Source organism: Stenotrophomonas sp. Steno-C18, assembly GCF_056393195.1.
Window position 1 is genome coordinate 233,216 of the sequence record NZ_JBWJOX010000002.1, and the last position, 25,518, is coordinate 258,733.

Annotated in this window: 28 protein-coding genes; 7 read left to right on the forward strand and 21 right to left on the reverse strand. The window is 68.7% G+C overall.

The genetic code is table 11. The features are described from left to right. Positions 1-153 precede the first annotated feature (153 nt). The 3 genes from AC06FE_RS05670 to AC06FE_RS05680 all read right to left on the reverse strand — a co-directional run bounded on the left by AC06FE_RS05670 (position 154) and on the right by AC06FE_RS05680 (position 3,907). On the reverse strand, positions 154-735 hold the full coding sequence (locus AC06FE_RS05670; protein WP_132863217.1) for an OmpO family porin: 582 nt from the start codon (positions 733-735) through the stop codon (positions 154-156). Positions 736-953: 218 nt separating this feature from the next. Next, entirely contained in the window at positions 954-1,406 is a 453-nt protein-coding gene (gene cueR / locus AC06FE_RS05675) for a Cu(I)-responsive transcriptional regulator (RefSeq protein ID WP_132863216.1), read from the reverse strand. 23 nt (positions 1,407-1,429) lie between these two features. Further along, a complete protein-coding gene (locus tag AC06FE_RS05680) occupies positions 1,430-3,907 on the reverse strand; it encodes a heavy metal translocating P-type ATPase (RefSeq protein WP_478072464.1) in 2,478 nt (825 codons plus the stop codon). Between the two features lie 163 nt (positions 3,908-4,070). On the opposite strand from AC06FE_RS05680, the gene AC06FE_RS05685 reads away from it, so the two are divergent. Continuing rightward, positions 4,071-4,268 (forward strand): heavy-metal-associated domain-containing protein, encoded by a 198-nt coding sequence (locus tag AC06FE_RS05685; protein ID WP_478072465.1) that lies wholly within the window; start codon positions 4,071-4,073, stop codon positions 4,266-4,268. Positions 4,269-4,379: 111 nt separating this feature from the next. On the opposite strand, the gene AC06FE_RS05690 is transcribed toward AC06FE_RS05685, so the two are convergent. Further along, complete coding sequence (locus AC06FE_RS05690; RefSeq protein ID WP_132863213.1) at positions 4,380-4,796, reverse strand: hypothetical protein; 417 nt, start codon at positions 4,794-4,796, stop codon at positions 4,380-4,382. A gap of 131 nt (positions 4,797-4,927) precedes the next feature. On the opposite strand from AC06FE_RS05690, the gene AC06FE_RS05695 reads away from it, so the two are divergent. Beyond that, the gene (locus AC06FE_RS05695; protein ID WP_313253720.1) at positions 4,928-5,317 is read left to right on the forward strand and encodes a DUF6165 family protein; all 390 of its coding nucleotides are present in this window, start codon (positions 4,928-4,930) and stop codon (positions 5,315-5,317) included. A gap of 63 nt (positions 5,318-5,380) precedes the next feature. Here the strand turns inward: AC06FE_RS05695 and AC06FE_RS05700 are convergent, their stop codons facing one another. Beyond that, entirely contained in the window at positions 5,381-6,391 is a 1,011-nt protein-coding gene (locus AC06FE_RS05700) for a porin family protein (RefSeq protein ID WP_446540741.1), read from the reverse strand. Positions 6,392-6,699: 308 nt separating this feature from the next. Here AC06FE_RS05700 and AC06FE_RS05705 point away from each other — a divergent pair, with 308 nt between their 5' ends. Continuing rightward, complete coding sequence (locus AC06FE_RS05705) at positions 6,700-7,059, forward strand: DUF1428 domain-containing protein (protein WP_132863211.1); 360 nt, start codon at positions 6,700-6,702, stop codon at positions 7,057-7,059. A gap of 68 nt (positions 7,060-7,127) precedes the next feature. Here AC06FE_RS05705 and AC06FE_RS05710 read toward each other — a convergent pair whose 3' ends face one another. The 3 genes from AC06FE_RS05710 to AC06FE_RS05720 form a co-directional block, all read right to left on the reverse strand. Then, complete coding sequence (locus AC06FE_RS05710; protein ID WP_263863694.1) at positions 7,128-7,253, reverse strand: hypothetical protein; 126 nt, start codon at positions 7,251-7,253, stop codon at positions 7,128-7,130. A 115-nt stretch (positions 7,254-7,368) separates the two neighbouring features. Next, positions 7,369-8,577 carry a zinc ribbon domain-containing protein gene (locus tag AC06FE_RS05715; protein WP_192286871.1) on the reverse strand — a complete coding sequence of 403 codons (1,209 nt, stop codon included), beginning with the start codon at positions 8,575-8,577 and terminating at the stop codon, positions 7,369-7,371. Further along, on the reverse strand, positions 8,577-9,650 hold the full coding sequence (locus AC06FE_RS05720; RefSeq protein WP_192286872.1) for an SPFH and helix-turn-helix domain-containing protein: 1,074 nt from the start codon (positions 9,648-9,650) through the stop codon (positions 8,577-8,579). Before AC06FE_RS05720 ends, AC06FE_RS05715 begins: the two co-directional genes overlap by 1 nt. A gap of 119 nt (positions 9,651-9,769) precedes the next feature. Here AC06FE_RS05720 and AC06FE_RS05725 point away from each other — a divergent pair, with 119 nt between their 5' ends. Beyond that, positions 9,770-12,109, forward strand: a complete 2,340-nt coding sequence (locus AC06FE_RS05725) for a membrane-bound PQQ-dependent dehydrogenase, glucose/quinate/shikimate family (protein ID WP_478072466.1) — start codon at positions 9,770-9,772, stop codon at positions 12,107-12,109. Between the two features lie 48 nt (positions 12,110-12,157). On the opposite strand, the gene bioD is transcribed toward AC06FE_RS05725, so the two are convergent. Genes bioD through AC06FE_RS05740 form a run of 3 tightly spaced genes read right to left on the reverse strand, consistent with a single transcriptional unit; the run spans position 12,158 to position 14,689 of the window. Beyond that, positions 12,158-12,808: a dethiobiotin synthase gene (gene bioD, locus AC06FE_RS05730; RefSeq protein ID WP_192286874.1), complete on the reverse strand. Its 651-nt coding sequence runs from the start codon at positions 12,806-12,808 to the stop codon at positions 12,158-12,160. Further along, on the reverse strand, positions 12,805-14,097 hold the full coding sequence (bioA, locus tag AC06FE_RS05735) for an adenosylmethionine--8-amino-7-oxononanoate transaminase (protein WP_478072467.1): 1,293 nt from the start codon (positions 14,095-14,097) through the stop codon (positions 12,805-12,807). Before bioA ends, bioD begins: the two co-directional genes overlap by 4 nt. Positions 14,098-14,143: 46 nt before the next feature. Then, entirely contained in the window at positions 14,144-14,689 is a 546-nt protein-coding gene (locus AC06FE_RS05740; protein WP_478072468.1) for a M23 family metallopeptidase, read from the reverse strand. A gap of 198 nt (positions 14,690-14,887) precedes the next feature. On the opposite strand from AC06FE_RS05740, the gene AC06FE_RS05745 reads away from it, so the two are divergent. Then, positions 14,888-15,178 (forward strand): hypothetical protein, encoded by a 291-nt coding sequence (locus tag AC06FE_RS05745; protein WP_478072469.1) that lies wholly within the window; start codon positions 14,888-14,890, stop codon positions 15,176-15,178. Positions 15,179-15,194: 16 nt separating this feature from the next. Here AC06FE_RS05745 and AC06FE_RS05750 read toward each other — a convergent pair whose 3' ends face one another. The 5 genes from AC06FE_RS05750 to AC06FE_RS05770 all read right to left on the reverse strand — a co-directional run bounded on the left by AC06FE_RS05750 (position 15,195) and on the right by AC06FE_RS05770 (position 20,233). Continuing rightward, complete coding sequence (locus AC06FE_RS05750) at positions 15,195-16,178, reverse strand: aldo/keto reductase (protein WP_478072470.1); 984 nt, start codon at positions 16,176-16,178, stop codon at positions 15,195-15,197. Between the two features lie 16 nt (positions 16,179-16,194). After that, positions 16,195-17,241, reverse strand: coding sequence for an NAD(P)-dependent alcohol dehydrogenase (locus AC06FE_RS05755; RefSeq protein ID WP_478072471.1), 1,047 nt, complete (start codon positions 17,239-17,241; stop codon positions 16,195-16,197). A 237-nt stretch (positions 17,242-17,478) separates the two neighbouring features. Next, positions 17,479-18,375, reverse strand: a complete 897-nt coding sequence (locus AC06FE_RS05760) for a LysR family transcriptional regulator (RefSeq protein WP_478072472.1) — start codon at positions 18,373-18,375, stop codon at positions 17,479-17,481. A 246-nt stretch (positions 18,376-18,621) separates the two neighbouring features. Then, a complete protein-coding gene (locus AC06FE_RS05765; protein WP_478072473.1) occupies positions 18,622-19,317 on the reverse strand; it encodes a TorF family putative porin in 696 nt (231 codons plus the stop codon). A 115-nt stretch (positions 19,318-19,432) separates the two neighbouring features. Further along, a complete protein-coding gene (locus AC06FE_RS05770) occupies positions 19,433-20,233 on the reverse strand; it encodes a hypothetical protein (RefSeq protein ID WP_192286882.1) in 801 nt (266 codons plus the stop codon). Positions 20,234-20,430: 197 nt separating this feature from the next. Here AC06FE_RS05770 and AC06FE_RS05775 point away from each other — a divergent pair, with 197 nt between their 5' ends. Continuing rightward, positions 20,431-21,396: an HPP family protein gene (locus tag AC06FE_RS05775; RefSeq protein WP_478072474.1), complete on the forward strand. Its 966-nt coding sequence runs from the start codon at positions 20,431-20,433 to the stop codon at positions 21,394-21,396. Positions 21,397-21,503: 107 nt separating this feature from the next. Here the strand turns inward: AC06FE_RS05775 and AC06FE_RS05780 are convergent, their stop codons facing one another. The 3 genes from AC06FE_RS05780 to AC06FE_RS05790 form a co-directional block, all read right to left on the reverse strand. Next, positions 21,504-22,019, reverse strand: a complete 516-nt coding sequence (locus tag AC06FE_RS05780; RefSeq protein ID WP_478072475.1) for a hypothetical protein — start codon at positions 22,017-22,019, stop codon at positions 21,504-21,506. 146 nt (positions 22,020-22,165) lie between these two features. Continuing rightward, on the reverse strand, positions 22,166-22,825 hold the full coding sequence (locus AC06FE_RS05785) for a glutathione S-transferase family protein (RefSeq protein WP_478072476.1): 660 nt from the start codon (positions 22,823-22,825) through the stop codon (positions 22,166-22,168). A 106-nt stretch (positions 22,826-22,931) separates the two neighbouring features. Further along, positions 22,932-24,167, reverse strand: a complete 1,236-nt coding sequence (locus AC06FE_RS05790) for an MFS transporter (protein ID WP_478072477.1) — start codon at positions 24,165-24,167, stop codon at positions 22,932-22,934. A 102-nt stretch (positions 24,168-24,269) separates the two neighbouring features. On the opposite strand from AC06FE_RS05790, the gene AC06FE_RS05795 reads away from it, so the two are divergent. Next, positions 24,270-24,707, forward strand: coding sequence for a winged helix-turn-helix transcriptional regulator (locus AC06FE_RS05795; RefSeq protein ID WP_478072478.1), 438 nt, complete (start codon positions 24,270-24,272; stop codon positions 24,705-24,707). 15 nt (positions 24,708-24,722) lie between these two features. On the opposite strand, the gene AC06FE_RS05800 is transcribed toward AC06FE_RS05795, so the two are convergent. Both AC06FE_RS05800 and AC06FE_RS05805 read right to left on the reverse strand, forming a co-directional pair. Then, entirely contained in the window at positions 24,723-25,310 is a 588-nt protein-coding gene (locus tag AC06FE_RS05800; RefSeq protein ID WP_478072480.1) for a TetR/AcrR family transcriptional regulator, read from the reverse strand. A gap of 52 nt (positions 25,311-25,362) precedes the next feature. Beyond that, entirely contained in the window at positions 25,363-25,488 is a 126-nt protein-coding gene (locus AC06FE_RS05805) for a hypothetical protein (RefSeq protein WP_313253072.1), read from the reverse strand. Positions 25,489-25,518 lie beyond the last annotated feature (30 nt).

Consider the following 25,518-nt stretch of genomic DNA (forward strand, 5'->3'; position numbering starts at 1 on the left):
GCGCGTGTTGAGGCGAGTCTGCGCCGCTGCAGCGTTTGAAGCCCCTCTCCCGCCAGCGGGAGAGGGGTTGGGGTGAGGGCCGCCCTTCAATCAAGCAAAAAAAGAAAGGCCCGGCAATGCCGGGCCTTTCTCTGTGCAACAGGTACGAACGTCTTACCAGCTGAAGCGCGGGCCGACGGTCCATTCCTTGTCGCCGTGGCGGTTCATCTTGATGTCGCCGTTGATGCCCCAGTTCTGGTTCAACTTCACCTGGCCACCCAGGCGGCCGTAGAACTGGCCACCGTCCAGCGGCTCCACGCCGTGCTTCTTGTCGAAGTCTTCGTAGCCAGCCAGAGCATAGACTTCGGCGTGCTGGCCGAACGCGGTGCGGATGCCGGCTTCAGCGCTGTAGCCGTTGAAGTCCAGGTCGGCGTAACGCAGGTCCAGCTTCTGGTAGGCCGCGCGCGCAACGAAGTCGGTGCTGTTGGCGATTTCCTTGTTGAAGCCAACGCCGACGCGCCACTGGTTGAAGCGGGCGTTGGTGTGGTCGATTTCCTGACGGTCGAAATCACCGAACACGTGGAAGTTCTGGTGGAACGCCCAGGAGCCCTTCACGCCCCAACCATCGGCCTTGCCGCCATCGATGTCGGTCTTGGCGTAGTCCGCTTCAGCGTAGTTGTAGGACAGGCCTTCGGCGGCCGAAGCAGCGAACGGGAGAGCGGCTGCCAGGGCCAGAGCGATCAACGAAGTCTTCATGGGTACACCTTATTCGTATGGGGATTACAGACTTGATGGCACGCAGCGATGAGGGCTGCTGCGTACGTCCGGATGTAATTTTTCCGTTAGTCACCCCAACCCATCCTGAAACCATGGGCCACGAAGAACACGTTTTTTAGGCTTCCATTCAGGCGTTTTCTGCCACGCGCGCACCGCGCGCCGCATTTCATTCAGCCATGCATCCGCTGCATGAAGAATCAATGCCCGTGCGCGCCACCGACTTTGCCGAATGTGGTGGGAAGCGGTGTTTCCAGCAATGGCACGCCGGTCTCGATGTCACGCAGGATCGGGCAGTCGGGGCGCTCGTCGCCTGCGCAGCAGTCGGCCAGCGCCTGCACGGTGCGCACCATCTCCTGCAATTCGGTGATGCGCTGCTGCAGTACCTGCACGTGCTCCAGCGCCATGCGCTTGACGTCGGCGCTGTGGCGCGAGCGGTCCTGCCACAGCTGCAGCAGCTCGGCGATGCGTTCGACGCTGAAGCCCATGTCACGCGAACGCTTGATGAAGCCCAGCGTGTGGATGTCGCGCGGGCCGTACATGCGGTAGCCCGACTCGGTGCGGGCCACCGGCCCGATCAGGCCGGTGTCCTCGTAGTAGCGGATCATCTTGGCGGAGATGCCGCTGGCTTTGGCCGCCTGGCCGATGTTAATGCTTGCTTCCATCCTCGTCTCCCTCAACCCTTGGTCGGCTGGAAGCGCTTGAGCCGCAGCGCATTGCCCAGCACGAACACCGAGGACAACGCCATCGCGCCGGCGGCGAACACCGGCGAGAGCAGGACGCCCCAGTGCGGATACAACGCGCCCGCGGCCACCGGGATGAGCGCGATGTTGTAGGCGAACGCCCAGAACAGGTTCTGGCCGATGTTGCCCATTGTCGCCTTGCTCAGCGCGATGGCGTTGGGCACGCCCTGCAGGCTGCCGGACATCAGCACCACGTCGGCGGCCTCGATGGCCACGTCGGTACCGGTGCCGATCGCCATGCCGACGTCGGCCTCGGCCAGCGCCGGCGCGTCGTTGATGCCATCGCCCACGTAGGCCAGGCGGCCATGCGCGGCCTTGAGCCGGCGCACCGCCTCGACCTTGCCGTCCGGCAGCACCTCGGCCACCACTTCGTCGATGCCCAGCTCGCGTGCGATGGCTTCGGCGGTGCGGCGGTTGTCGCCGGTGATCATCGCCACCTTCAGGCCCAGCGCATGCAGGCTGGCGATGGCGGCGCGGGTGTCGTGCTTGATCGGGTCGGAGACGGCGATGATCGCCGCCAGGCGGCCATCGATGGCGGCGTACAGCGGGCTCTTGCCCTCCTCGCCCAGGCGCTTGGCGTCCTGGCCGAATACCGCCACGTCCAGCCCCAGGGTCTGCATGAAGCGGTCCGCGCCCACTTCCACGCGCATGCCGCCGGCCTGGGCGCGCACGCCGTAGCCGGTGACCGATTCGAATGCCTCCACCGCCGGCAACTGCAGCCCTTCCTGCTGGGCCGCACCGACGATGGCACGAGCGATGGGGTGTTCGGAGCGGTCTTCCACCGCGGCGACGCGGGCCAGCACGTCGGCGCGTGCAAAGCCGTCGGCCAGCTGCAGGTCGGTCAGCACCGGACGGCCTTCGGTCAGCGTGCCGGTCTTGTCCACCGCCACCACCTGCGCTTCCTTCAACAGCTGCAGCGCTTCACCCTTGCGGAACAGCACGCCCAGCTCCGCGCCACGGCCGGTGCCGACCATGATCGAGGTCGGCGTGGCCAGGCCCATCGCACACGGGCAGGCGATGATCAGCACCGCCACCGCGTTGACCAGGCCGAAGGTCAGCGCCGGCTGCGGGCCGAACAGCAACCACACCACGAAGGTGAGCAGCGCCAGGCCCATCACCGCCGGCACGAACCACAGGGTGATGCGATCCACCAGCGTCTGGATCGGCAACTTGGCGGTCTGCGCCTGCTCGACCATGCGGATGATCTGCGCCAGCACCGTGGCACCGCCCACCGCCGTGGCACGCACGCCGAGCGTGCCGGTCTGGTTGACGGTGCCGCCGATGACGGTGCCGCCCGGTGCCTTGCGCACCGGCACCGGCTCGCCGCTGATCATCGATTCGTCGATGTAGCTCTCGCCGTCGATCACCTCGCCATCCACCGCGATGCGTTCGCCCGGGCGCACATCGATGACGTCACCGCTGGCGATCTGTTCCAGCGGCAGCTCGACCACGCTGCCGTCGCGGCGTACGCGGGCGGTCTTGGCCTGCAGCGTCAGCAGACGCTTGATGGCCTCGGAGGTACGTCCCTTGGCCTTGGCCTCGAGCATGCGGCCGAGCAGGATCAGGGTGACGATCACCGCCGCTGCTTCGTAGTAGACGTTGACCGTGCCGGCCGGCAACAGGCGCGGCGCGAACGTGGCCACCAGCGAGAACCCGTAGGCTGCCAGCGTGCCCACCGCGACCAGCGAGTTCATGTCCGGGGCGGCGCGCAGCAGCGCCGGGATGCCCTTCTGGTAGAAGCGACGGCCCGGCAGCACCAGCACCAGCGTGGTCAGCACGAACTGCAGCAACCAGCTGTTCTGCGTGCCCAGCGTGCCGGCGATGAAGTGGTGGAAGGCCGGCACCAGGTGCCCGCCCATTTCCAACGCGAACACCGGCAGGGTCAACACCGCGGCCAGCAGCAGGTCGCGCTTGAGCACGCGCAGTTCATCGGCATGCCGCTGTGCCTGGGCATCCTCGCTGGCACCGGCCGGGTCGACGCGGCTGGCGGTGTAGCCGGCCCTGGCGACGGCGGCGATCAGCGCACCGGCGTCCAGCGCCGCATCACCCTGAACGCTGGCGCGTTCGGTGGCCAGGTTGACGCTGGCCGACTGCACGCCCGGCACCGCCTTCAGCGCGCGCTCCACGCGGCCCACGCACGAGGCGCAGGTCATGCCTTCGATCACCAGTTCCACCGGCGCCGGCGCGCTCACCTCGTAGCCCACCTTGCGCACCGCCTGCACCAGCACCTGGCGCTCGACGCTGCCATCGGTCTGCACGCTGGCGCGTTCGGTGGCCAGGTTGACGCTGGCCTGTCGCACGCCGGGCACCGCCTTGAGCGCGCGCTCTACCCGGCCCACGCAGGAAGCGCAGGTCATGCCTTCGATCATCAGGTCCTGGTGGCCGGGCTGGCCGGCGTTTGCCGTGGTCATCGGCGTGTCTCCATGGGTGGTCGGCTGCACCTTAAAGGTTCCCATGATGGGAAGGTCAAGCAGCCTGAAGGCCGGGCCAACCGCCGCCATTCATGGGCCGATGGCGCTTGACCTTGCCACCGTGGCAAGGCGCATCCTTGCCGCCCATCCACAGGAGCTCCCCATGAAACTGCATATCGAAAGCATGACCTGCGGCGGCTGCGCGCGCAGCGTGACCGCCACGGTGAAGGACATCGATCCGGCCGCGACGGTGGACATCGACCTGCCCACCAAGACCGTGCAGATCCAGTCGGCGCAGCCGCTGGCGCGTTTCACCCAGGCCCTGGATGAAGCAGGTTTCCCGCCGCAGGTAGAGGGCTGACCCCCGAACGCACCGCCCTGCCCCCTCCCTTTGCGCAGCAAGGGGAGGGTTGGGGAGGGGTGCTGTTTTGCGTTTGCTTCGGGCGCTGCCGGTTTCCCGCCGAGGCCGCGCCTACGGCTGTGCGGGGGCGCGCTTCCAGACTTCGCGCTCGACCCGGCGCTGCCCTTCCCAGCGTTCCAGCGTCCACACATCGCCTTCCAGCGTGTAGCGGAAGGTGTAGGTACCTCCATTTTCCAGCGGGTAGGACGCCATCAGCGGGGTTTCCACGTACTGGCCCGCCTCGGCCTGCCAACGGCCCGAGCCGCCCGCCCAGAACGTGCCGGCGCGGGTCGTGGTGAAGGCGAAGCGGCCATCGGCCAGCAGCTTGGTGCCGGCCAGCTTCAGGCTGGCGTAGTCGACCACCGCGCCTTCGGCATTGATGGACTCACCGGACTGCAACTCCCACGCGCCATCCAGGCGGGCGTCGTTGGCCGAAGCCGCCCACGCCACCAGCAGCAGTGGCACTGCAAGACAGGAACGCAACGGCATCGGTCACTCCGGTGGATGAACAGGCCCGAATTGTGCGCAACCCGATGCGCTCCAGGCCAACATCGGTGCATCGGTAACCGTTGTCCCCGGGCGGTATCATGGGCACATCCCTGAAAATGGCGAATGTCCACGTGCAGACCCTGCTGACCCCGGTATCGATTGGCGAACTGATCGACAAGATCACCATCCTGGAGATCAAGGCCGAGCGCATCACCGAGGCCGGCAAGCTGGCCAACGTGCGCACCGAACTGGATGGCCTGTGGCCGCTGTGGCTGGAACAGCAGGCCGCGCGCCCGGCGCTGGCGGCATTGAAGGACCAGCTCAAGGCCATCAACGAGCGCATGTGGGACATCCAGGACGCCCTGCGCGCCAAGGAATCGCAGCAGGATTTCGGTGCCGAGTTCATCACCCTGGCGCGTGGCGTCTACGGCACCAACGGCGAGCGCATCGTGGTCAAGAACGAGATCAACCGCGTCGCCGGCTCGGCGCTGGTGGAAGAAAAGCAGTACCAGGGCGAATAAGCCCCCGCCACGCGGGCATGCCCTTCCCCGCCCCTGCGCCGACGGCACAGGGGCGCGGTTCGGCTAGAACGCCAGCTGCGCCCACAGGCCGGCTTCGTGGCTTTCCAGCGTGCGGCCGGTGGTGCGCTGCTCCACGCGCTTGCCGACCATCGCCAGGCGCAGGTGGCCGTTGGGCTTCCACTCCACGCCCAACTGGTCATAGCGCTCGCGCGTGCGCGGGTCGATGTCCAGGCTCATGCGGGTTTGCTCGTGGCGGGCGAACAGCGCGTAGGCGGGCGTCAACCGGTAGCTCGCCCAGGCCGACCAGCCACGCTGGTCGTCGCTGCCGGGCCGGGTGATTCGGTTCCAGTCCTGTGCGTGGAAATACTGCGCGCCAACGCGGCCGCGCTCGCCCACCCAACTGGCCATCGCGTTCCAGCGCTGCGCAGTATGTTCGCGCGGGCGGTTGCCGGCATCCTGCGCACGGGTGCCACGGTACCCGCCTGCCGCCAGCTCGACGCCCTTGGCCGGCATCCATCCGACCCGCGCCTCGACATCCGCGCGCCGGCCCAGGCGCGGCTTCTGGTAACCGCCGCCGGTCACCACCGAGGCGGCGTACACCAGGTCCCCGCGGCTGTACTGGCCGTGCACGCCGTAATCGGCCGTGCTCCCCATCCGGGTCCGCGCGATCAGGCCGGCGTCGACGTAGCGAAACCCCTCGCGCGCCGACTCCTGCTGGATCCACGGCAACGGCGCATTGCCCAGCCGCAGCCAGCTGCCCTTGCCGAAACTGCGCTGCAGGTAGGCGTGGCGCAGCCACAGGTCGCTGGCCTGGCTGTTGCGCAGCCACTGCAGGTCGGTGGTGACCTGCATGGACCAACGCTCGTTGAAACGGTGGTCCACGTTGATGAAGGTGCGCTTGAGGTCGACGGCCAGGCCTTCGTCGTCACGGGTGACACCATCACGGTCGAGCTGGCTGGCGTTGACGAAGATCTGGGTGGAAACGCGGGTGGCCGGGGCGGTGTCCTGTGCCAGCGCGGCCATCGGCATGCACAGGGCGGCCAGGGCCAGCGCGGCGCGGTGGGGGAGGTGCATCGTCGTTCCTTGCAGGAGCGCGCGCCATGCGGGCCGGGCGCCGGGTCGGGTTGGGGGCATCCGGCGGCAGTGGGCGACCGGGCCGGACAGGGCATCCCCCCATAGCGGCAGGCGTGGACGTTCATTGAGCGGACCCGCCCGCCCCGGGGGGGGACGGGGGAATTGTCCGCAGCCGCTGCGCCGGCCAGGCTGACAAAGATCAACCCCGTGCCGATCCGGCCGCGGCAGGCCCGCCCCGTTTGCGCGGGCGCAACATCCGCCGGCGCATACTCGGGCCACCGTCCGATGTCCCCCGCAGGAGGTGCCCCATGTCCTACGTCGATGGTTTCCTGGCCGCCGTGCCGCAGGCCAACAAGGACCGCTTCATCGCCCATGCCAAGCTCGCCGATGCGCTGTTCATCGAGTACGGTGCGCTGCGCGTGACCGAGTGCTGGGCCGACGACGTGCCGCATGGCCAGCTCACCGATTTCCACCGCGCCGTGCAGGCCGGCGCGGATGAGGCCGTGGTGTTCTCGTGGATCGAATGGCCGGACAAGGAGACCCGCGATGCCGGCATGCGCAGGATGATGGAGGACCCGCGCATGGATCCGGCCAACAACCCGATGCCGTTCGATGGCAAGCGCGTGGTGTACGGCGGGTTCCTGCCGGTGCTGCACATGGGCCAGTGACGGCCACCAGGCAGCGCCCATGAAAAAGGCCAGGCGTCAGCCTGGCCTTGGACCTCGTGGCGGGCGGGTCAGGCCCCGGCGTTGGCGCGGGACTGCTGGCTGGCCTGCAGTGCTACGGTCTTGATCGAAAGGCACTCCGGGCAGACCCGTTCCAGCACCTTGATCACCGGCGCGTACACCGCCTTGCACTTCATGCACTGGACCCTTCCAGTCGTGTTGGCTTCCATGAGCCTCCCTCTTTCTCGTTTCAACTGACCCGATATGGGGGATGCCGCACGGGATTTCAAGCCCCCGCGCCGTCGCTGGCCGTCATTGCTGCATGCCGAGCACGTAGACCACCACCAGCAACACCGCCAGCGCCGCCACCACCGCGAAGAAGATCTTCCATGCGCTGTAGGGGCGTTCACCGGCGATCTGCCCGGTATAGCCATTGCCCAGCACCTGGAAGCTGCGCGAGCCGTAGGTGTAGCTGACCAGCCACACCGGCACCAGGATGTGCTTGAAGGTGCGGTTGCTGTAGTCGGCGCGCACCTGCAGGTTGCGGTGGGTATCGCCGGGCACCTGTTCGGCGCACAACGCGCGGGTCTGCTCCTGCATCTGTGCCTGCCCGCGCTGCGCGGCCTGGCGCAGGTCCACCTGGTAACGCTCCACCGTCCAGCCGCGCACGAACTCCGGCGTGTACGGCTTCAGGTCGGTAGTCGTCGGGAACTGGCCGATCTTCTGCAGCAACGCCGGGTGCACGCCCACGGTGCCGGGCACCAGTTCGTCGTCGAAGAAATGCTGCAGCGAACCGGCGGCCGGCTCCCAGCGGGTGCGCTGCTCCTGGCGGGTCTGGGTGTTGCCCTGCGAGTCGCGGTAGCTGACGGTCACGTAGTAGTGGTAGCCGGCCTCGGCCGTCCACTGCGCGGCCACGTGTGCGTCGAAGGTCCAGTACGGCAGGTACATGCCCTTGAGCGTATCGGTCAGCGCGGCGGTCTTGAGCCGGTTGGGCGCGAACCAGCGCGTGCCGTACCACGCGCGGATCGCATCACGCACCTGGCCGTCGCTGATGCGGAACGGCAGCACGCTCTGCGGGGTGATCGCATCGCCGAGCGTTTCGTGGGCGATGATCTGCGGCGAGCCGCAGAACTCGCAGCGGTCGGCGACCTTGCCATCGACGAACACCGAGATCGCATGGCAGCTCTGGCATTGCACCTCGCGCGGCTGCGTACCGTAACCACGCTGCGCCGGTGGCGTGGCGGCCATGCTCTGCAGCATGCCGAGCACGCCCCCAGGGCCCTTGCCGTCCTGCGGCAGCGGTGGCGGCTGCGTGGCGGCATCGGCCTGCATCCGCGCCAGGGCCTGGAGCAGGTCCAGCTCGACCACGCCGGCGCTGCCATCGCCATCACCCTGCGCGGCCTCGGACAGCGGCACGACGGTGCCGCAGTACGGGCAGACCAGCGCCTGCTTGGCGGCATTCCATTGCAGATCCCCGCCGCATTCCGGGCAGGGATGTTTGCCCACCGTTGCGTTGTTCATCAGCCGCGCAGGAACTCTTCCAGTGCCGAACGCGCGATGCGGGTGGCGTTGCCGATCCTGCGCGCCTTCAGGTCACCGGCGGCGATGGCGGCCATCACGTCCTCCACCGACACCGACAACGCCTGCGCGGCCTGTTCCGGGGTCAGCACGTCCAGCGCCGGGGCGCCGGCATCGGCCGCCGGCAACGGCGGTGGTACCGCGGCGCCCGCCGCGGGCGCGGCCGGCGACTGCATGCCGCGCATCATTTCCTGCGCGATGCCGAAACCCACCGCCATCTGCGCCGGCACCGCGGCCGAGGCGTCGCCGCCGGACCCCATCGCGCTGCCCATCTGGAACTTGACGTAATCGTTGAGGTTGCCGACCACGCCCATGCTCGAGCGCGCATCGATGGCCTTCTCCACCTCCGGCGGCACCGACACGTTCTCCAGCACGAAGCTGGTGATCTCGATGCCGTACTTGCCGGTCATGGCCGGGTTGATGATCGGCAGCAGCGCGTCGCCCAGCTCGCTGTAGCGCGAGGCCACGTCCAGCGCCGGCACCTTGGCCGTGGCCAGTGCCTCGGTGAACACGCTGACGATGCGCGAACGCATGGTGTCGGCGAACTCGTCCAGGCGGAAATTCTGGTCGGTGCCGGCCACTTCCTTGAGGAATTTTGGCGGGTCGACGATACGGAAGTCGTAGGTGCCGAACGCGCGCAGGCGCACCACGCCGAAGTCGGCGTCGCGCATCATCACCGGGTTGGCGGTGCCCCACTTGTTGCCGGTGAACAGGCGTGTGTTGAGGTAGTAGACGTCGCACTTGAACGGCGACTCGAAGCCGTACTTCCAGCCCAGGATGGTGGACAGCACCGGGATGTTCTGGGTGCTCAGGGTGTGCTTGCCGGGGCCGAACAGATCGGCGTACTGGCCGGCGGCCACGAACTGCACCATCTGCGATTCGCGCACGATCAGCTGCGCGCCGTTCTTGATCTGGCGGTCGTCATCGGGCCAGCGGTAGGACAGCGTGTCACGCGAGTCATCGGTCCATTCGATGATCTCGATCAGTTCCTTCTTGATGAAGTCCAGAATGCTCATGGCGGTTCCCCGGTCGACGAAGGCTCGATTCTACGGCCAGCACGGACAAACCAACATGACGCCATGCAGACATCCCGCGGCGCACCATGGCACCACTCTCCCGGCCGCCGGAACCTGCCATGCGGATCCTCACGCTGTTGCTGACCACCCTGTTCGGACTGGCACTGGCCATCGGCGGTGCCTGGCTGCTGTCCCTGCGCGGCAGCCCGTTCTACCTGTTCAGTGGCTTGGTGCTGCTAGGCGTGGCCTGGGGCCTGTGGCGGCACCGCCGCTGGGCGAGCTGGCTGTACGCCGGTTGGCTGCTGGTGCTGCTGGCCTGGTCGCTGTGGGAGGCCGGGCTGTACTGGTGGCCGTTGGCCACCCGGCTCGGCGTGCCGGCCCTGCTCGGGCTGCTGATCGCGCTGCCGGCGGCCCGCCGGTCCAGCCCGCACGGCTATACCGGGCCGTCCGGCGCGCCGGTGCTACTGGCGGCGTTGCTGGTGGCCGCGGTCGCCTTCGCCGGCATCCCCCGTCACCTGCACGAGACACGCGGCACGCTGCCGATGGCCATCGTCAACGCGGACGCCGCGCTCGGCGATGCCCCGCAACCGGACGGTGAGTGGCAGGCCTACGGGCGCAGCGGCTACGGCCAGCGGTTCTCGCCGCTGACGCAGATCACCCCGGCAAACGTCGGCCAGCTGCAGCTGGCCTGGCAGATGCGCACCGGCGACCTCCGCGGCCCCGACGACGTGGGTGAAACCACGTATGAAGTCACGCCGCTGAAGATCGGCGACACGCTGTACCTGTGCACGCCGCACAGCCTGGCCATCGCACTGGACGCCGATACCGGCAAGGAACGCTGGCGCTTCGATCCGGGGGCGGGCATGGAACCACAGCGCCAGCACCAGACCTGCCGCGGCCTGTCCTATTTCGTCGACCCGCCCGCGCCCGGCGCCACCGCGGCCACCGCCTGCGCCGCGCGCGTGTTCCTGCCCAGCGCCGATGCCAAGCTGCATGCCCTCGATGCCCGCACCGGCCAGCACTGCAGCGACTTCGCCGACAACGGCGTGCTCGACCTTACCCACAACATGCCGTTCAAGCAGGCCGGCTATTACTACTCGACCTCGCCACCGCTGATTGCCGGCGGCAAGGTGATCGTCGCCGGCGCGGTCAACGACGACTATGCGGTGAACTCGCCTTCCGGCGTGATCCGCGCCTACGACGTGCACAGCGGCCAGCTGCAGTGGAACTGGGACTCCGGCAACCCGGAGCAGACCGCCCCGCTCGACCCCAACGATCCCGCACAGGTCTACCATCCCAGCTCGCCGAACAGCTGGGCGGTGGCCAGCGCCGACGAGGCGCTGGGGCTGGCCTATTTCCCGATGGGCAACCGCACGCCCGACCAGTTGGGCATGTACCGCACCCCGGCCGAGGAAAAGTACGCCTCCTCGGTGGTGGCGCTGGACATCGCCACCGGCCAGGCGCGCTGGGTGCACCAGTTCGTGCACCACGACCTGTGGGACATGGATACCCCGGCACAACCGGTGCTGCTGGACCTGGACCTGCCACAGGGGCGCACGCCGGCGCTGGTGCAGCCGACCAAGCAGGGTGACGTATACGTGCTGGACCGCCGCGACGGCAGCGCGCTGCTGCCGGTCGGACAGCGCCCGGCATCGCGCCATGTGGACATCCCCGGGCAGACCACCGCGCCGACCCAGCCCTACTCCAGCCTGAGCTTCGAGCCGCCGGCGCTGCGCGAAGCGGACATGTGGGGCGCCAGCCTGATCGACCAGATGCTGTGCCGCATCCAGTTCCGCTCGTTGCGCTACGACGGCCGCTACACCCCGCCGACGCTGCAGGGCAGCCTGATCTACCCGGGCAACTTCGGCACCTTCAACTGGGGCAGCGTGGCGGTGGACCCGCGCCGCCAGGTGATGTTCGGCATGCCGACCTACCTGGCCTTCGTCTCGCGGCTGGTGCCCAAGCATGAAACCAGCGGCCGCCAGATGAACAAGGGCGAGCACGGGCTCAACGAGAACAAGGGCGCCGACTACGCGGTGGAGATGACGCCCTTCATGTCGCCGATCGGCGTGCCCTGCCAGGTGCCGCCGTGGGGCACGGTGGCCGCGGCCGACCTGCGCACCGGCACGATCGCCTACCAGTACCGCAACGGCACCATCCAGGACCTGTCACCGGTCCCGCTGCCGGTCCGTATCGGCGTGCCCGGCATCGGCGGGCCGATGCTGACCGCCACCGGCGTGGCCTTTCTCAGCGCGGCCACGGACGACAACTTCCGTGCCTATGACCTGGCCACCGGCAAGGTGCTGTGGAACGTGCGCATTCCCGCCGGCGGGCAGGCGACCCCGATGACCTACCTGGACAGCCAGGGCGAACAGGTGGTGCTGCTGGTGGCCGGCGGACACGGTTCCACTGGCACCAAGGCCGGTGACTACGTGCTGGCCTACAAGCTGAAGAAATAGCCCCGGGCGCATGCCCTCTCCCGGCTACGGGAGAGGGACCGGGCAGCGTCAGCCCAGGTCGATCCGCGGCACGTCATACCAGGCCGCGTCCGGGAAGCGCGCCTGCACCCACTGACGGATGAAGTTGCGGCTGTCGGCCGCGATCACCTCGTCGGTGCTGTCATCACGGCTGTTCCAGGCCACGCCGTGCAGCGCGATGCCGCGTGCGGCCAGCGCTTCCAGCGACAACAGGGTGTGGTTGATGCTGCCCAGCCGGCCCGAGGTCACCAGCAACACCGGCCAGCCCTTCTCCGCCACGTAGTCGATGGTCAGCAACTGCTCGGTGAGCGGCACCATCAGCCCCCCGGCACCCTCCAGCAACACCGTGCCATAGCGCGTGGCCAACGTCGCGGTGGCGCGCTCGATGGCGTCCAGGTCCAGCGTCCGCTGCTCCAGCCGCGCGGCCAGGTGCGGTGAGGCCGGGTAGGCGAACAGCACCGGCATGGTGGTGCCGTCGCGGTCCTCCTCGAACAACCCGGTGCCCATGATGCGCCGGTGCAGCAGGATGTCATCGGAGGCGCCCACGCAGCCGGTCTGCACCAGCTTCTGGGTGATCACGTCCTCGCCCTGCTCGGCCCATTGCCGGGCCAGCCAGCCGGTGACCACGGTCTTGCCGATCTCGGTGTCGATGCCGCTGACGAATACCACCTTGCCGCTCATGCGCGCAGGTCCTCCGCTTCCAGTCCCGCCACCAGCGCGACCATGCCGTCGCACAGCTGTTGCAGCTGCGCGTCGCTGATCACGTACGGCGGCATCACGTACACCAGCCGCCCGAACGGACGGATCCAGATGCCCTGTTCCAGCATGCGCTGCTGGATGCGCTCCAGCCGCACCGCGGCCTTCAGTTCGATCACGCCGATCGCGCCCAGCACGCGCACGTCGGCCACCTGCGGCAGCGCGCGCGCCGGTGCCAGCCGCTCGCGCAGGGTGGCCTCGATCGCGCCCACCCGGCCCTGCCAGTCCTGCGACAGCAGCAACTGCGTGGAGGCCAGCGCCACCGCGCAGGCCAGCGGGTTGGCCATGAACGTCGGGCCGTGCATGAACACGCCGGGATCACCGGCGGCGATCACGTCGGCGATCTCGCGCCGGGTCAGCGTGGCGGCCATCGTCATGTAGCCACCGGTCAATGCCTTGCCGATGCACAGGATGTCCGGGGTGATGCCGGCATGCTCGCAGCCGAACAGGCGGCCGCTGCGACCGAAGCCGGTGGCGATCTCGTCGCAGATCAACAGTACGTCGTATTCACGGCACAGCCGCGCCAGCTCACGCAGGTACTGCGGGTGATAGAAGCGCATGCCGCCGGCGCCCTGCACCACCGGCTCGATGATGAAGGCGGCCAACTCGTCGGCACGTTCGGCGAACAGCGCCGCGACCGGCGCGATGTCGGCCGGGTCCCAGGTGCCGTCGAACGGCGTGCGCGGCGCTGGCACGAAGCAGCGCGACGGCAACGAACTGCCGAACAGGCCATGCATGCCGGTGACCGGGTCGCATACCGACATCGCGTTCCAGGTGTCGCCGTGATAGCCCGAGCGCGTGGTGGCGATGTTGCTCTTGCCCGGACGCCCGCGCGCGGCCTGGTACTGGATGGCCATCTTCAACGCCACTTCCACCGACACCGAGCCGGAATCGGCGTAGAAGATCGCATCCAGCGGCTGCGGCACGATCTGCAGCAGCAGCTTGCCCAGCGCGATCGCCGGCGCGTGGGTGAGCCCGCCGAACATCACGTGCGACATCTGCCCCAGCTGCTCGACCGCGGCCACGTTCAGCACCGGATGGTTGTAGCCGTGGATGGCGCACCACCACGAGGCCATGCCGTCGATCAGCTGCGGGCCGTCTTCCAGCTGCAGCAGCACGCCGTCGGCGCGCGCCACCTTGAGCACCGGCACCGGGCTCCCCAGCGAACTGTAGGGGTGCCACAGGTGGTCCCGGTCGAATTGGTCAATCACCATCGTTGCGACTCATGCCGCGCGGGGGGCGGCTTGCAGGGGGCGTACCTTACCGCTTGGCGGGGTTGGCTGCATGCATCAACGGCAGCGGATCCAGCGCGCCGTCCGGCCCGTAGATGCCGTAATGCAGGTGCGGCGGCGTGCCCTTGGCGTTGCCGGTGTCGCCGACGATGCCCAGCACCTGGCCGGTCCGGATCACGTCACCGGCCGCCAGCCCCGGTGCCCAGCCGTCCAGGTGTGCGTAGTAATGGCGCTGCCCGGCCGGGCCGAGCAACCAGACCTGTTTGCCGCCCAGGCCGCGGTCGCGCACGCTGAGCACCACGCCTTCGGTGGCGGCCCGCACCGGGGTTCCACGCGCGGCGAAGATGTCCACGCCCTGGTGCGTGCGGTCACGCCCGCGCGGCGCGCCGAACGTGGCCGCGATCTGCCGCGCACCGATACCCTGCACCGGGACGGCGATGGCGTGCGGTGCCGGCAGTCGTGACAACCGCCAGCCTTCGCGCGCGATGATCGCGAACGGCTGCCTCCACAGCCACGCGCCGCCGCCGAGTAGCAGCGCGCACGCCAGCAATCCCCACCCCCACGAACGCTTCATGCCCATCCCTGCGATTGATCGAAGGCCACAACGCTAGCAGCGTGCAGGCAGCCACGGCCAACGTTTCGCGCAGGGTTTGAAGTGGTTTCGTGACGCAGTGGCGCCACTTCTCTTCCGCTTCACCTTCGCCCCATGCAGCGCTCACGCAACGACCGGATTCTGGGTGCGCGGCATCACGCCGCGTCACTGCCATCGGCCATGCCCGCACCGTACGAACTGCTGTCCAGCACATGGGTATTGTCGGGCGCCGGCTACTTCCTGGTACTGGTGGTGGCCGGCGCAGTGTCCCGGCTGGCGTTCGATTTCATCGCCGTGATGTGCTTCATGGCGTTGTTGGGGGCATGGCTGGCCAGCAGCGGGCTGGATGCCGTCAAGGTGCTGGTGATGTTGGCCGTGCATGGCATGGCAACGGCGGGCGCGGACCGCCAGGTCAAACGCCTGGCGCGTGCCCGCCGCCCCCGGCCCGGCGTGGAGGGAGGCGTTCAATGACGCCCCCGCTGCGATCTCAGCGTCCGGTCACGCGCTGCAACTGCTGTGGATAGCGCTCGCCGACCACGGTGATCGCGTCCAGCGCGCGGGTGATGTCGGCCATCTCGGCAGCGTCCAGCGCCACCGTCGTGGCGGCGATGTTCTCTTCCAGGCGGTGCAGCTTGGTCGTACCCGGGATCGGCACGATCCACGGCCTGCGCGCCAGCAGCCAGGCCAACGCGATCTGCGCCGGGGTGATGCCCTTTGCCGCGGCCAGGCGGGCGATCACCTCCAGCAGGCCGGCGTTGGCGCGCCGGCTTTCCTCCGAGAAGCGTGGCAGGCGGCTGCGGAAGTCGCTCGCCTCGAAGGGGGTGCTCGCATCCATCGCGCCCGTCAAGAAGCCCCGGCCCAACGGACTGAACGGCACGAAGCCGATGCCCAGTTCCTCCAGCAGCGGCAGGATCTCCTGCTCCGGCTCGCGCCACCACAACGAGTACTCGCTCTGCAGCGCGGCCACCGGTTGCACCGCATGCGCGCGGCGAATCGAATCCGCGCCGGCTTCGGACAGCCCGAAGTGCTTCACCTTGCCCTCGGCGATCAACGCGCGCACGGTGCCGGCCACGTCCTCCATCGGCACCGCCGGGTCGACGCGGTGCTGGTAGAACAGGTCGATGCGGTCGGTGCGCAGGCGCTTGAGCGAGGCCTCGGCGACGGCACGGATGGTCTGCGGTCGGCTGTCCACGCCCTTGTTGCCGTCGGCATCGCGGAAGCCGAACTTGGTGGCGATCACCACCTGTTCGCGGATCGGCGCCAGGGCCTGCCCGAGCAGGTCCTCGTTGGTATACGGGCCGTAGACCTCGGCGGTATCGAAGAAGGTCACGCCACGCTCGAAGGCCGCGCGGATCAAGGCGATGCCGTCGGCGGTGCGCACCGGCTGGCCGTAGGCATGGGTCAGCCCCATGCAGCCCAGGCCCAGCGCGGAGACTTCCAGCCCGCTGTTTCCAAGTACACGCGTGCGCATGCGGTTCTCCCTGCGATCAGGCGGCCAGCGAGGCCATGTCGATCACGAAGCGGTAGCGGACGTCGGACTTCTCCATGCGCTCGAAGGCATGGTTGATCTCGTCCATACGGATCATCTCGCAGTCCGGCAGGATGTTCTTCTTCGCGCAGAAATCCAGCAGTTCCTGGGTCTCGCGGATGCCACCGATCGGCGAGCCGGCGATGCGACGGCGGCCCAGCAGCAGCGGCACCGTGCTGGTTTCATCCATCGGCCCGATCTGGCCGACGATCACCAGCGTGCCGTCCACGTCCAGCAGCGGCAGGTACGGGTCCAGCGCATGCTTGACCGGCACGGTATCGATGATCAGGTCGAACGCGGACGCCGCCTGCGCCATGGCCTCGGCGTCCTCGGACACCAGCAGGCGGTCGGCGCCCAGCGCCAGCGCGTCGGCACGCTTGCCTGGGCTGCGGCTGAGCACGGTGACGTCCGCACCCAGGCCGACGGCCAGCTTCACCGCCATGTGGCCCAGGCCACCCAGGCCGATCACGCCGACGCGGCTGCCGGGACCGATGTTCCAGTGGCGCAGCGGCGACCAGGTGGTGATGCCGGCGCACAGCAGCGGCGCGGCGCGCGACAGGTCCAGCCCGTCGGGCATGCGCAGACAGAACTCCTCGCGCACCACCAGATTCTTGGCGTAGCCGCCCTGGGTCGGTTCCCCACTGATGCGGTCGGCCCCGGCATAGGTGCCCACCATGCCCTGGCGGCACAGCTGCTCCTCGCCACGGTGGCACTGGTCGCATTCCATGCAGCTGTCGACCATGCAGCCCACCGCCACGTGGTCGCCGACCTTGTAGCGGCTGACATCGGGGCCGACCTCGATCACCCGGCCGACGATCTCGTGGCCCGGCACGATCGGGTAGTAGCTCCAGCCCCAGTCGTTGCGCGCGGTGTGCAGATCCGAGTGGCAGACGCCGCAGTAGATGATTTCCATCGCCACGTCATTGCCGCGCAGCGTGCGGCGCTCGAAGGCGTAGGGGGCCAACGGCGAGGTGGTGTCGTAGGCGGCGTAGCCGAAGGTCTTCATGCGGGCATCCTGTAGCGGGGAACGAAGCAAGGCCGACAGTCTAGGCAGCCGACCGTGACGGATTAAGTCACGACGGCGGGATGCGGTAATGAGCCCCGCTCATCAATCCCGGCGGGAGCGGCCTTGGCCGCGAAGCCGGGTACGACCCGTGGCGGGGTTCATGCGATCACGGATGGGGTGAGGGGCTGCGTGCGTGCGTTGATTGGCGATGCAGCGTGCTGCGCGGCCACGGCGCGCCTACCCGGCGGGGTGGCGCAGGGCCTCGATCACGACCTGCAGGGCCCGCGAGGCCTGGCGGCGGCTGGGGTAGTACGCGTAGTAGCCGTCGTAGGGCTCGCACCACTCCTCCAGCACCCGTTGCAGGCGACCGGTGGCCAGGTGCTCGTGCATCAGGTCTTCGGGCAGGTAGGCCAGGCCCACTCCGGCCAGCGCCGCGCGCAGTGCCGGGGCACTGCCGTTGAAGATCCACTGCCCTTCCACGCGTGACTTGTACTGCACGCCATCGCGGTCGAACTCCCAGGGCAGCAGGCCGCCATGGGTGGGCAGGCGCATGCCGATGCAGTTGTGCGTGACCAGCTCCTGCGGTGTACGCGGGATGCCATGCGTGGCGAAGTACGCCGGCGTGGCCACCACCGCGATGCGCTGTGGCGGGCTGACCGGCACCGCGATCATGTCGCGCGCCAGGTGTTCACCGAGGCGGATGCCGATGTCGAAGCGCTGCGCGACGATGTCGGTGAGGCCATAGTCCACCGCCACTTCCACCTTCAGCTGCGGGTACTGCGGCAGCATCGACGACAACCGCGGCCAGACGTACAGGTCGGCGGCATGGCCGGTGGTATTGATGCGCACCGTGCCGACCGGCGTATCGCGGAACTGGCCCATCATCGCCAGTTCGGCCTGGATGTCCTCCAGCCGCGGTGCCACCGATTCGTACAGATGCTCGCCGGCCTCGGTCATCGACACGCTGCGGGTGGTGCGGGTCAGCAGGCGGATGCCCAGCCGTGCCTCCAGCTCGCGCATGGTGTGGCTGAGCGCCGACTGCGACACGCCGAGCTGTGCCGCCGCACGGGTGAAGCTGCCTTCCCGGGCAATGGTGACGAAGGCCAGCAGGTCGTTGAGGTTGTCGCGGGACATGGGGGCACCGGAAACGTGGTGCCCCATCTTGGGCGCGGTACGCGGTGCCTGCAATGCGGAGCACGGGCAGGGAGCAGAAACGAAGCAACAGTAAAGCACCCCTCCCCAGCCCTCCCCTTGCTGTCGCAAAGGGAGGGGGTGGTTGTGCATGGTCTGAGAGCATGCAGCGCAGCCCCGCTGTTGCCCCTTCCCTTGCACCGGAGGTGCAGGGGAGGGTTGGGGAGGGGTCGCTCCACCGCGCCTCGATCAGAACGCTCCCTGCAACGCCATTTCCCAACGCGTGCCGGCGAGATCATCCCCGAACAGCGCACGTGCATGGCGATCGGTGCCATGCACGCTCAGCCGCACCTCCAGCGGCGTCACCACGCTCCAGATCGCGTTGAGCTGCCCATGCGCATAACCACCGCCGCGTGCGTCCTGCAAGATGTAGTAGCCGGCCATGGCTTCAAGCCGCAGCCGCTCGTTCACCGGCCAGCGCGCGCCCAGCTGGCTGTACAGGCCATCCTGCCGGGTCCCCAACGCCTGCGGTGACCAGCCCAGTGAGAGCCAGTAGTCGCGCCGCCAGGTCACCGTCGTGTTGAGCTCGGTCCAGTTCAGGTCCACGGTCGTGGCCGGATAGCGGTAATGCAGCAGGTTGGCATCGATGCTCCACTCCGGGGACAGTGCGCCCGCCCAGCCCACGCTGACATCCAGCTCGCTGCTGGCGTGCACCTGCGGGGCAAACTCGACGTTGGAGCCGGACACCGCGGCGTACAGCCCCTCCGCTGCGGCAACACGGAAGCCCGCCTGTACGGCCGCATCGCCCTGGGTCTGGGAGGAACCGCGCCACACGTAATCGCTGGTCAGCGTCGCATTGCCGCTGATGGTGGCAGCGAAGGCATCCGGGTTGCAGCCGAAGGTGACTGCCACGAGGATCGGCAGCGGGAGGATCGAAGGTTTCATGGGGGTTTCCGGGAAGGACCGCGCACCCTGCGCGGCGACCCGGAAAGTGTGGTTTTCCCTCGCGTAAACCCGCGATGGCGATGACCGTCCGCTGCCATCAAATCCGCATAAAACCTCAGCGCGCCGCACCCGCTTCAAGGAACACCGGATCCTGCGCGCCCCTCGGCCCCGGTGCCTGGAAGGCAGGCAGCATCCGGATCGGATCCTCCGGCGGCCCACAGCGCAGCAACTGCCACTGGCTGGGCTTGAAACGCGCCTGTGCGCCGTCCGGCTCGCCGACGGCGAACTCGGCCACGATGTCGTAGTCGATCAAGGGCACGTTGAACCACGCATCGTCACCGGCCTTGCAGTCCAGGTGCGGTACATCGGGGTCAAGCACGTAATCACCGCTGTCGCCGTCGAAGCGGTACACCGGGCCGATGCGCTGGTCACCGGCCAGGGTCACGCGGGTGGCCGAGGTTTCCAGTTGGGTGGCCCACGCGCCTGCCACCTGCACGGGCTGCGGAAAGCGCAGCCGGTCCAGCCCGCGCAGCTCCACCGGCCGTTGCGGCTCACCGTTGTCGAACGGGTCATAGCGATTGACCAGGGTGCCGCGTGGCACCTGCAACTCGCCGTACTGGAAGTCCCGGTCAAGCAGGAAGCTGCGGCGGCGCTGCTTGTACCAGTCCTGGAGCGCGATCTGCCGGTCGATCTGGTGCAGCTTCACCACCACGACGACCGCCCAGCCGCACAGAACCACCGCCAGCACGCTCCACAGCCGCACCTTCCAACTGAAGAACGCCGCGATGCTGCCCCTCCTGGCCAGGAAGTACCACCCCGCATAACCCGCCAAGGCCACCGCCAACCCGAGCCCCAGCGTCGGCAGCACGAACATCAACAGCAGCATCTGCCACGAAATCAGGGGTCCGGGAATCATCGCCCACCACGATCCAGCATCATTTCCATGCCCCATCGTAGCCGCTACGCGCCGGCTTATCCGCTGGACGCATATCGCTACAACCAATCCACATCAGCGCGATGTCGATCCGGCCCGGTTCGGCATCACCCTGCGGGGCGGCTTCGGTGCAGAATTGCGCGCCCGCCCCCTGCCCCGCCGTGATGAAATCCTTCCCCGTGCCCCTGCATTCCCTGCGCAGCTGGTTGAGCATCGAGCGCAACCAGACCGGGCATGGCGAGAAGTGGATCTCCGCGCTGGGCGCACTGCTCGGCATCCTGGTGGTCTACCAGCTCACCCATTGGTGTTTCCCGCACGGTTTCCGCGGCAATGCCGGCGGTGCCATCCTGCTCGCCTCGATGGGTGCCTCGGCGGTGCTGGTGTTCGCGGTCCCGCACGGTGCCCTGTCGCAACCGTGGCCGGTATTGGCCGGACATCTGTTCTCGGCCTTCATCGGCGTCACCTGCCAGATGCTGGCACCGGACCATGCCTGGACCGGTGCGGTGGCCGTGGGCCTAGCGGTCGGCGCGATGCATTACCTGCGCTGCATCCATCCCCCCGGGGGTGCCACCGCGTTGGCCGCGGTGATCGGTGGCAGCGACGTGCACGCGCTGGGCTACCAGTACCTGCTCACGCCCGTGGCGATCAACGTGGCGGCCATCCTGCTCGCCGCGGTGGCGTTCAATGCCTGCTTCGCCTGGCGGCGCTACCCGGTGCACCTGCATCGCCGGCAGCCGCGCGCGGCGGCGGTCGCCCCACTGCAACGCCGGGTGGACCTGACCCAGGAAGATTTCCACGCAGCGATCGGCCAACTCAACTCCTTCGTCGACATCACCGACGAGAACCTCACCGAGCTGCTGGAGCTGGCCAAGCAGCACGCCGAGCGCGACACCTTGCATCCGGCCGCGATCACGCCGGGCCGCTACTACAGCAATGGCCGGCTGGGCCGCGCCTGGAGCGTGCGCCGCATCGCGGTGACGCCGGCGCTGGACGGCCCGTCCTCCGACCGGCTGGTGTACGCGGTGGTGGCCGGTGACGGCATCGGCAGCATCGGCCACGCCAGTGCCGCGGAACTGCGCCAATGGGCGCGCTTCGAGGTGGCGCCCGACGATGGCGGGCGCTGGAGCAAGGCGCGGGAAGACTGAGCGCCCGCGCGTAACCGGTCAGCCGGTGCCGCAGGGACGCCACGCCCGTCGTGCCGTCCCTGTTTCAACACCGCAGGTGACCACGGCGGGGTCCCTGCCGGCAGGCGTCAACCGCCGGACCACCGGCCGCCGCCCTGGGCGCAGCTGTCCGGCAGCACCGCCAGGTCTTCGGCGGAGCGCTCGTAGTAGTAGCCATCGAATGGGTGGCCGAACAGCTGCTTGCAGCTGCCCTGCGACGGCGACGGGCAGGCGTCCATGTAGGTGATCTGGCCGGCCTTGCCTCCCATCTGCGCCGAGGTCTGCGCCAATCCCTCGCACATGCGCTTGAGTTCGGCTTCGCTGGACGCACCGGTGGTCTGCACGCAGTCGCGCGAGCGGATGGTTTTCCCCAGCACGTTGAACTCGCCGGCGATCATGCAGGCGTGGCCCGGCGGCGCCTGGCCCGGCGCCTCATGGACCACCGTTGCATTGGGCGCGGGCTCGGTGCCGGCTTCCGGCGCTTCCGGTGCCGGCGCAGGTGCTTCAGGCGTGGCCGGCGCGGCAGGTGCTGCCGGTTGCGTGCACGCGGCCAGGCCGATCACGCAGACCAGCCCAAGTGCATATCGGTGGATCGTCATTGCCATGCGGTGCTCCTTGCGATTGATTGCAGGGACCGATCCTGCCGCATGCGTGGCCGATACACCACCCGTCCGGTCGGCCGGTGTCGCCTCCAGCGTGTCGCCGGCGTGGGTGACACCGCGCATCGTCGGCAGCCACCGCCGTCGCCGGATCAGTCGCGGTCCGGCGCACCCAACGGGAACAGATGCCGGTACATCCGTGCTTCCTCCACCGCACGCGCGAACGCGGGGCGCACCAGCAGGCGGGCGCGGTAAGCCTGCAACGCGGGATAGCGGTCGGCGATGCGCGTGGTCCAGTCGGCGTAGAACAGCGCGGGCGCCGCGGCGCAGTCGGCCAGGCTGAACGCGCTGCCGCAGGCCCATGCGCCGTCCTGCAGCCGGCCCTCGACCCAGCCGTAGGCCCGTTCCAGCTTCTGCGCGGCATCGGCATGCGCCTGCGCGCGCCGCGTCGGGTCACCGCTCAGTGCACCGGCCACCGCCTGCTGTACCGGGCTCATCACGTGCAAGTCGAAGAAGCGGTCCATGAACCGCACCGCCAGCGCCTGCATCGGGTCGTCCGGGATCAGCCGTACCGCGCCGGCATGCCGCAGCTGCAGGTACTCGATGATGATGCTGGTTTCCACCACGTCACGATCGCCATCGAGCAGCAACGGGAACTTGGCCAGCGGCCAGTGCTGCAACCACTGGCTGACGTGCTCCGGCGTCTCCGGCCCCAGGCTGCGGAAGGTGAACGGCGTGGCGTTCTCGTACAGCGCGATCAGCACCTTCTGCGTGTACGAGGAGAACGGGTGACCATAGAGCACCAGCGACATCGGCCCATCTCCCGGCATCCAGTGATTGCGCGTTGTAAGCCCGCACGCACCGCCGCACAAGTGCCGGCCAGGCGCCTATCCGCGCGCGGGGGCGCATGCGCATCCGTCAGGATGCCTCGGTCGTGGATGCGGGGAGTGTGTCGCGGGTAAGCCACCAGAACAGCCACGCGGCGCAGCTGATGGCCGCGCCCAGCGTGCAGACGCCGTTCCAGCCAAAGCGTGCGTAGGTGGCGGTGGTGGCGATGGCGCCCAGGCCGCTCCCCACCGCGTAGAACAGCATGTACAGGCTCACCAGGCGCCCGGCGGCCTGTGCCTGCCCGCGCAGGATCAGGCTCTGGTTGGTCACGTGCAGTGCCTGCCCGCCCATGTCCAGCAACACGATGCCGGCCACCAGCGCCCACAGCGAGGCCGGCATCCACGACAACGGCCACCACGCCAGCACGAGCAGCAGCAACGCCAGCGCCGTGGTGGCCTGTGCCCGGCCGCAGTCGGCCCAACGGCCCGCGCGCGCGCCGGCCAGCGCGCCCACCGCGCCCACCAGCCCGAACGCACCGATCTGCGTATGCGAGTACCCGTAAGGGGCTGCACTCAAGGGCAGCACCAGCGCCGTCCAGAACACGTTGAACGCGGCAAACATCAGCAACGCCAGCACACCGCGCACCTGCAGGGTGCGGTCACGCCGCAGCCGCTGCCCCATCGAGCCCAGCAGGCGCGCGTACGCCATTCCCTGCGCGGCGGGCGCTTGTCCCGGCAACCGCCGGTACAGCAGCAATGCCATCACCAGCATCAGGGCCGCCGCGCTGGCATAAACCCCGCGCCAGCCCCAGGCATCGCTGACCGCCCCGGCGAACACCCGTGCCAGCAGCAGGCCCACGAACACACCGCCCTGCGCCGCCCCGACCACCCGCCCCTGCTCGCCGGGCGTCGCCGCACTGGCGGCATAGGCGATCAGCCCCTGCGTCATCGCCGTGCCCAGCATGCCCACCGCCAGCATGCCCGACAGCAGGGCGGCCGGGCCGCGGGCCAACGCCACCCAGCCCAGCGCCATCACCAGCAGTGCGGCCTGCACCAGCATCAGGCGGCGCCGCTCCATGCGGTCACCCAGCGGCACCAGTACCACCAGCGCCAGCGCGCAGCCCAGCTGCGTCGCGGTGACCACCCCGCCCACGGCCGCATGGGAGATCGAGAACGTGGCCGCCAGTGCATCCAGCAACGGCTGCGCGTAATAGACGTTGGCCACGCTCATGCCACTGGCGACCGCCAGCAGCCCAACCAGGGCCGGCGACATCACGGCGGCGGGCGAATGGCACCCGTCCGGGCAGGGGGTCGGCAGGGCAGGCATGCGCCGCATCCATCCAGTTGCATATTGCAACCAGATGGATGCTAGCCACCATGGTTTCGAAATGCAACTACAATCCCGTGCAGTCCCCCGTGGAATCCATCGATGAGCACCCCCACGCCCCAGCCCTGTCCGGTCGCACGCGGCGTCGACCTCATCGGCGACCGCTGGTCGCTGCTGATCGTGCGCGATGCCTTCGACGGCATGCGCCGCTTCGGCGACTTCCAGCGCAGCCTCGGCGTGGCCCGCAACATCCTCAGTGACCGGCTGCGCAAGCTGGTTGAGGCCGGCATCCTGGCCACCCGGGCCGCCTCCGATGGCAGCGCGTACCAGGAATACGTCCTTACCGCGAAGGGCGAGCAGCTGTTCCCGGTGGTGGTCGCCCTGCGCCAATGGGGCGAGCGCCACCTGTTCATGCGGGGCGAGCGTCATTCGCAGCTGCTCGACAACCACACCGGCAAGCCGGTGCCCTACATGGCACCGCGGGCTGCTGACGGCAACGCGCTGCCGGCGTCCGGCACGCGGGTGAAGAAGATCGGCTGAAGGCCGGGTGCCGGCTCAGCGGGCCAGGTACTGGTCCAGCACGGGTCCGGCCGTCTCGGCGATCGTGCGGATGCTGGCCTGCGACAACGCCGGCAACTGCGTGAAGTAGCGGCTCAGGCCGATCCCCCACAGGTGCGACATCAACAACTCCATCTGCAGCGGCGAGCGCGCATGGCCGGCCTTGAGGATGCCGGTGGTCAGGGTCTGGCGGAACACCGCCATCCCCGTCGGTGACGCCAGCGCGGTACGCATCACCGCGCGCAGCGCATCGGCGCCCTCCGGGTTCTCCCACATCTGCAGGTAATGCGTGACCAGGCTGCGCCCGTCGGCGCCGGACGCCAATGCCGCGACGAAGTCCGCGGTCAGCGGCGCGATGCCCGCCACCACTTCGGCGTACAGGCCTTCCTTGGAGCCGAAGTAATGGATCAGCGTGGAGGCATTGACCTCGCCGGCCGCGGCGATCGCGCGCAGGCTGGTGGCCTCGTAGCCCCGGCTGGCGAAAGCGTCGCGCGCCAGTTCAAGCAACCGCTCGCGGGAGTTGTCGGTGCCGGGCGGACGCCCGGCGGCCCGGCGGCGGGTGGTGCGTTTGGTCGGGGTATTCAACGGCAGCTCGCGGTGCGGTGATCGGCGCGCGCACATGCTGGCGCGCCACTGCTCAGCCGTTGAGCACCGCCTGCACCAGCAGGCCGCCGGCCACGCAGAACGCCATGATCCAGGCCGCCGCCTTGAGCGTGCCGCTGATCATGTTGCCGCCGAACAACAGCTGCAGGAAGGAAGACATGGCGCCGGCTCCGGAAAGGGTGCCGGCAAT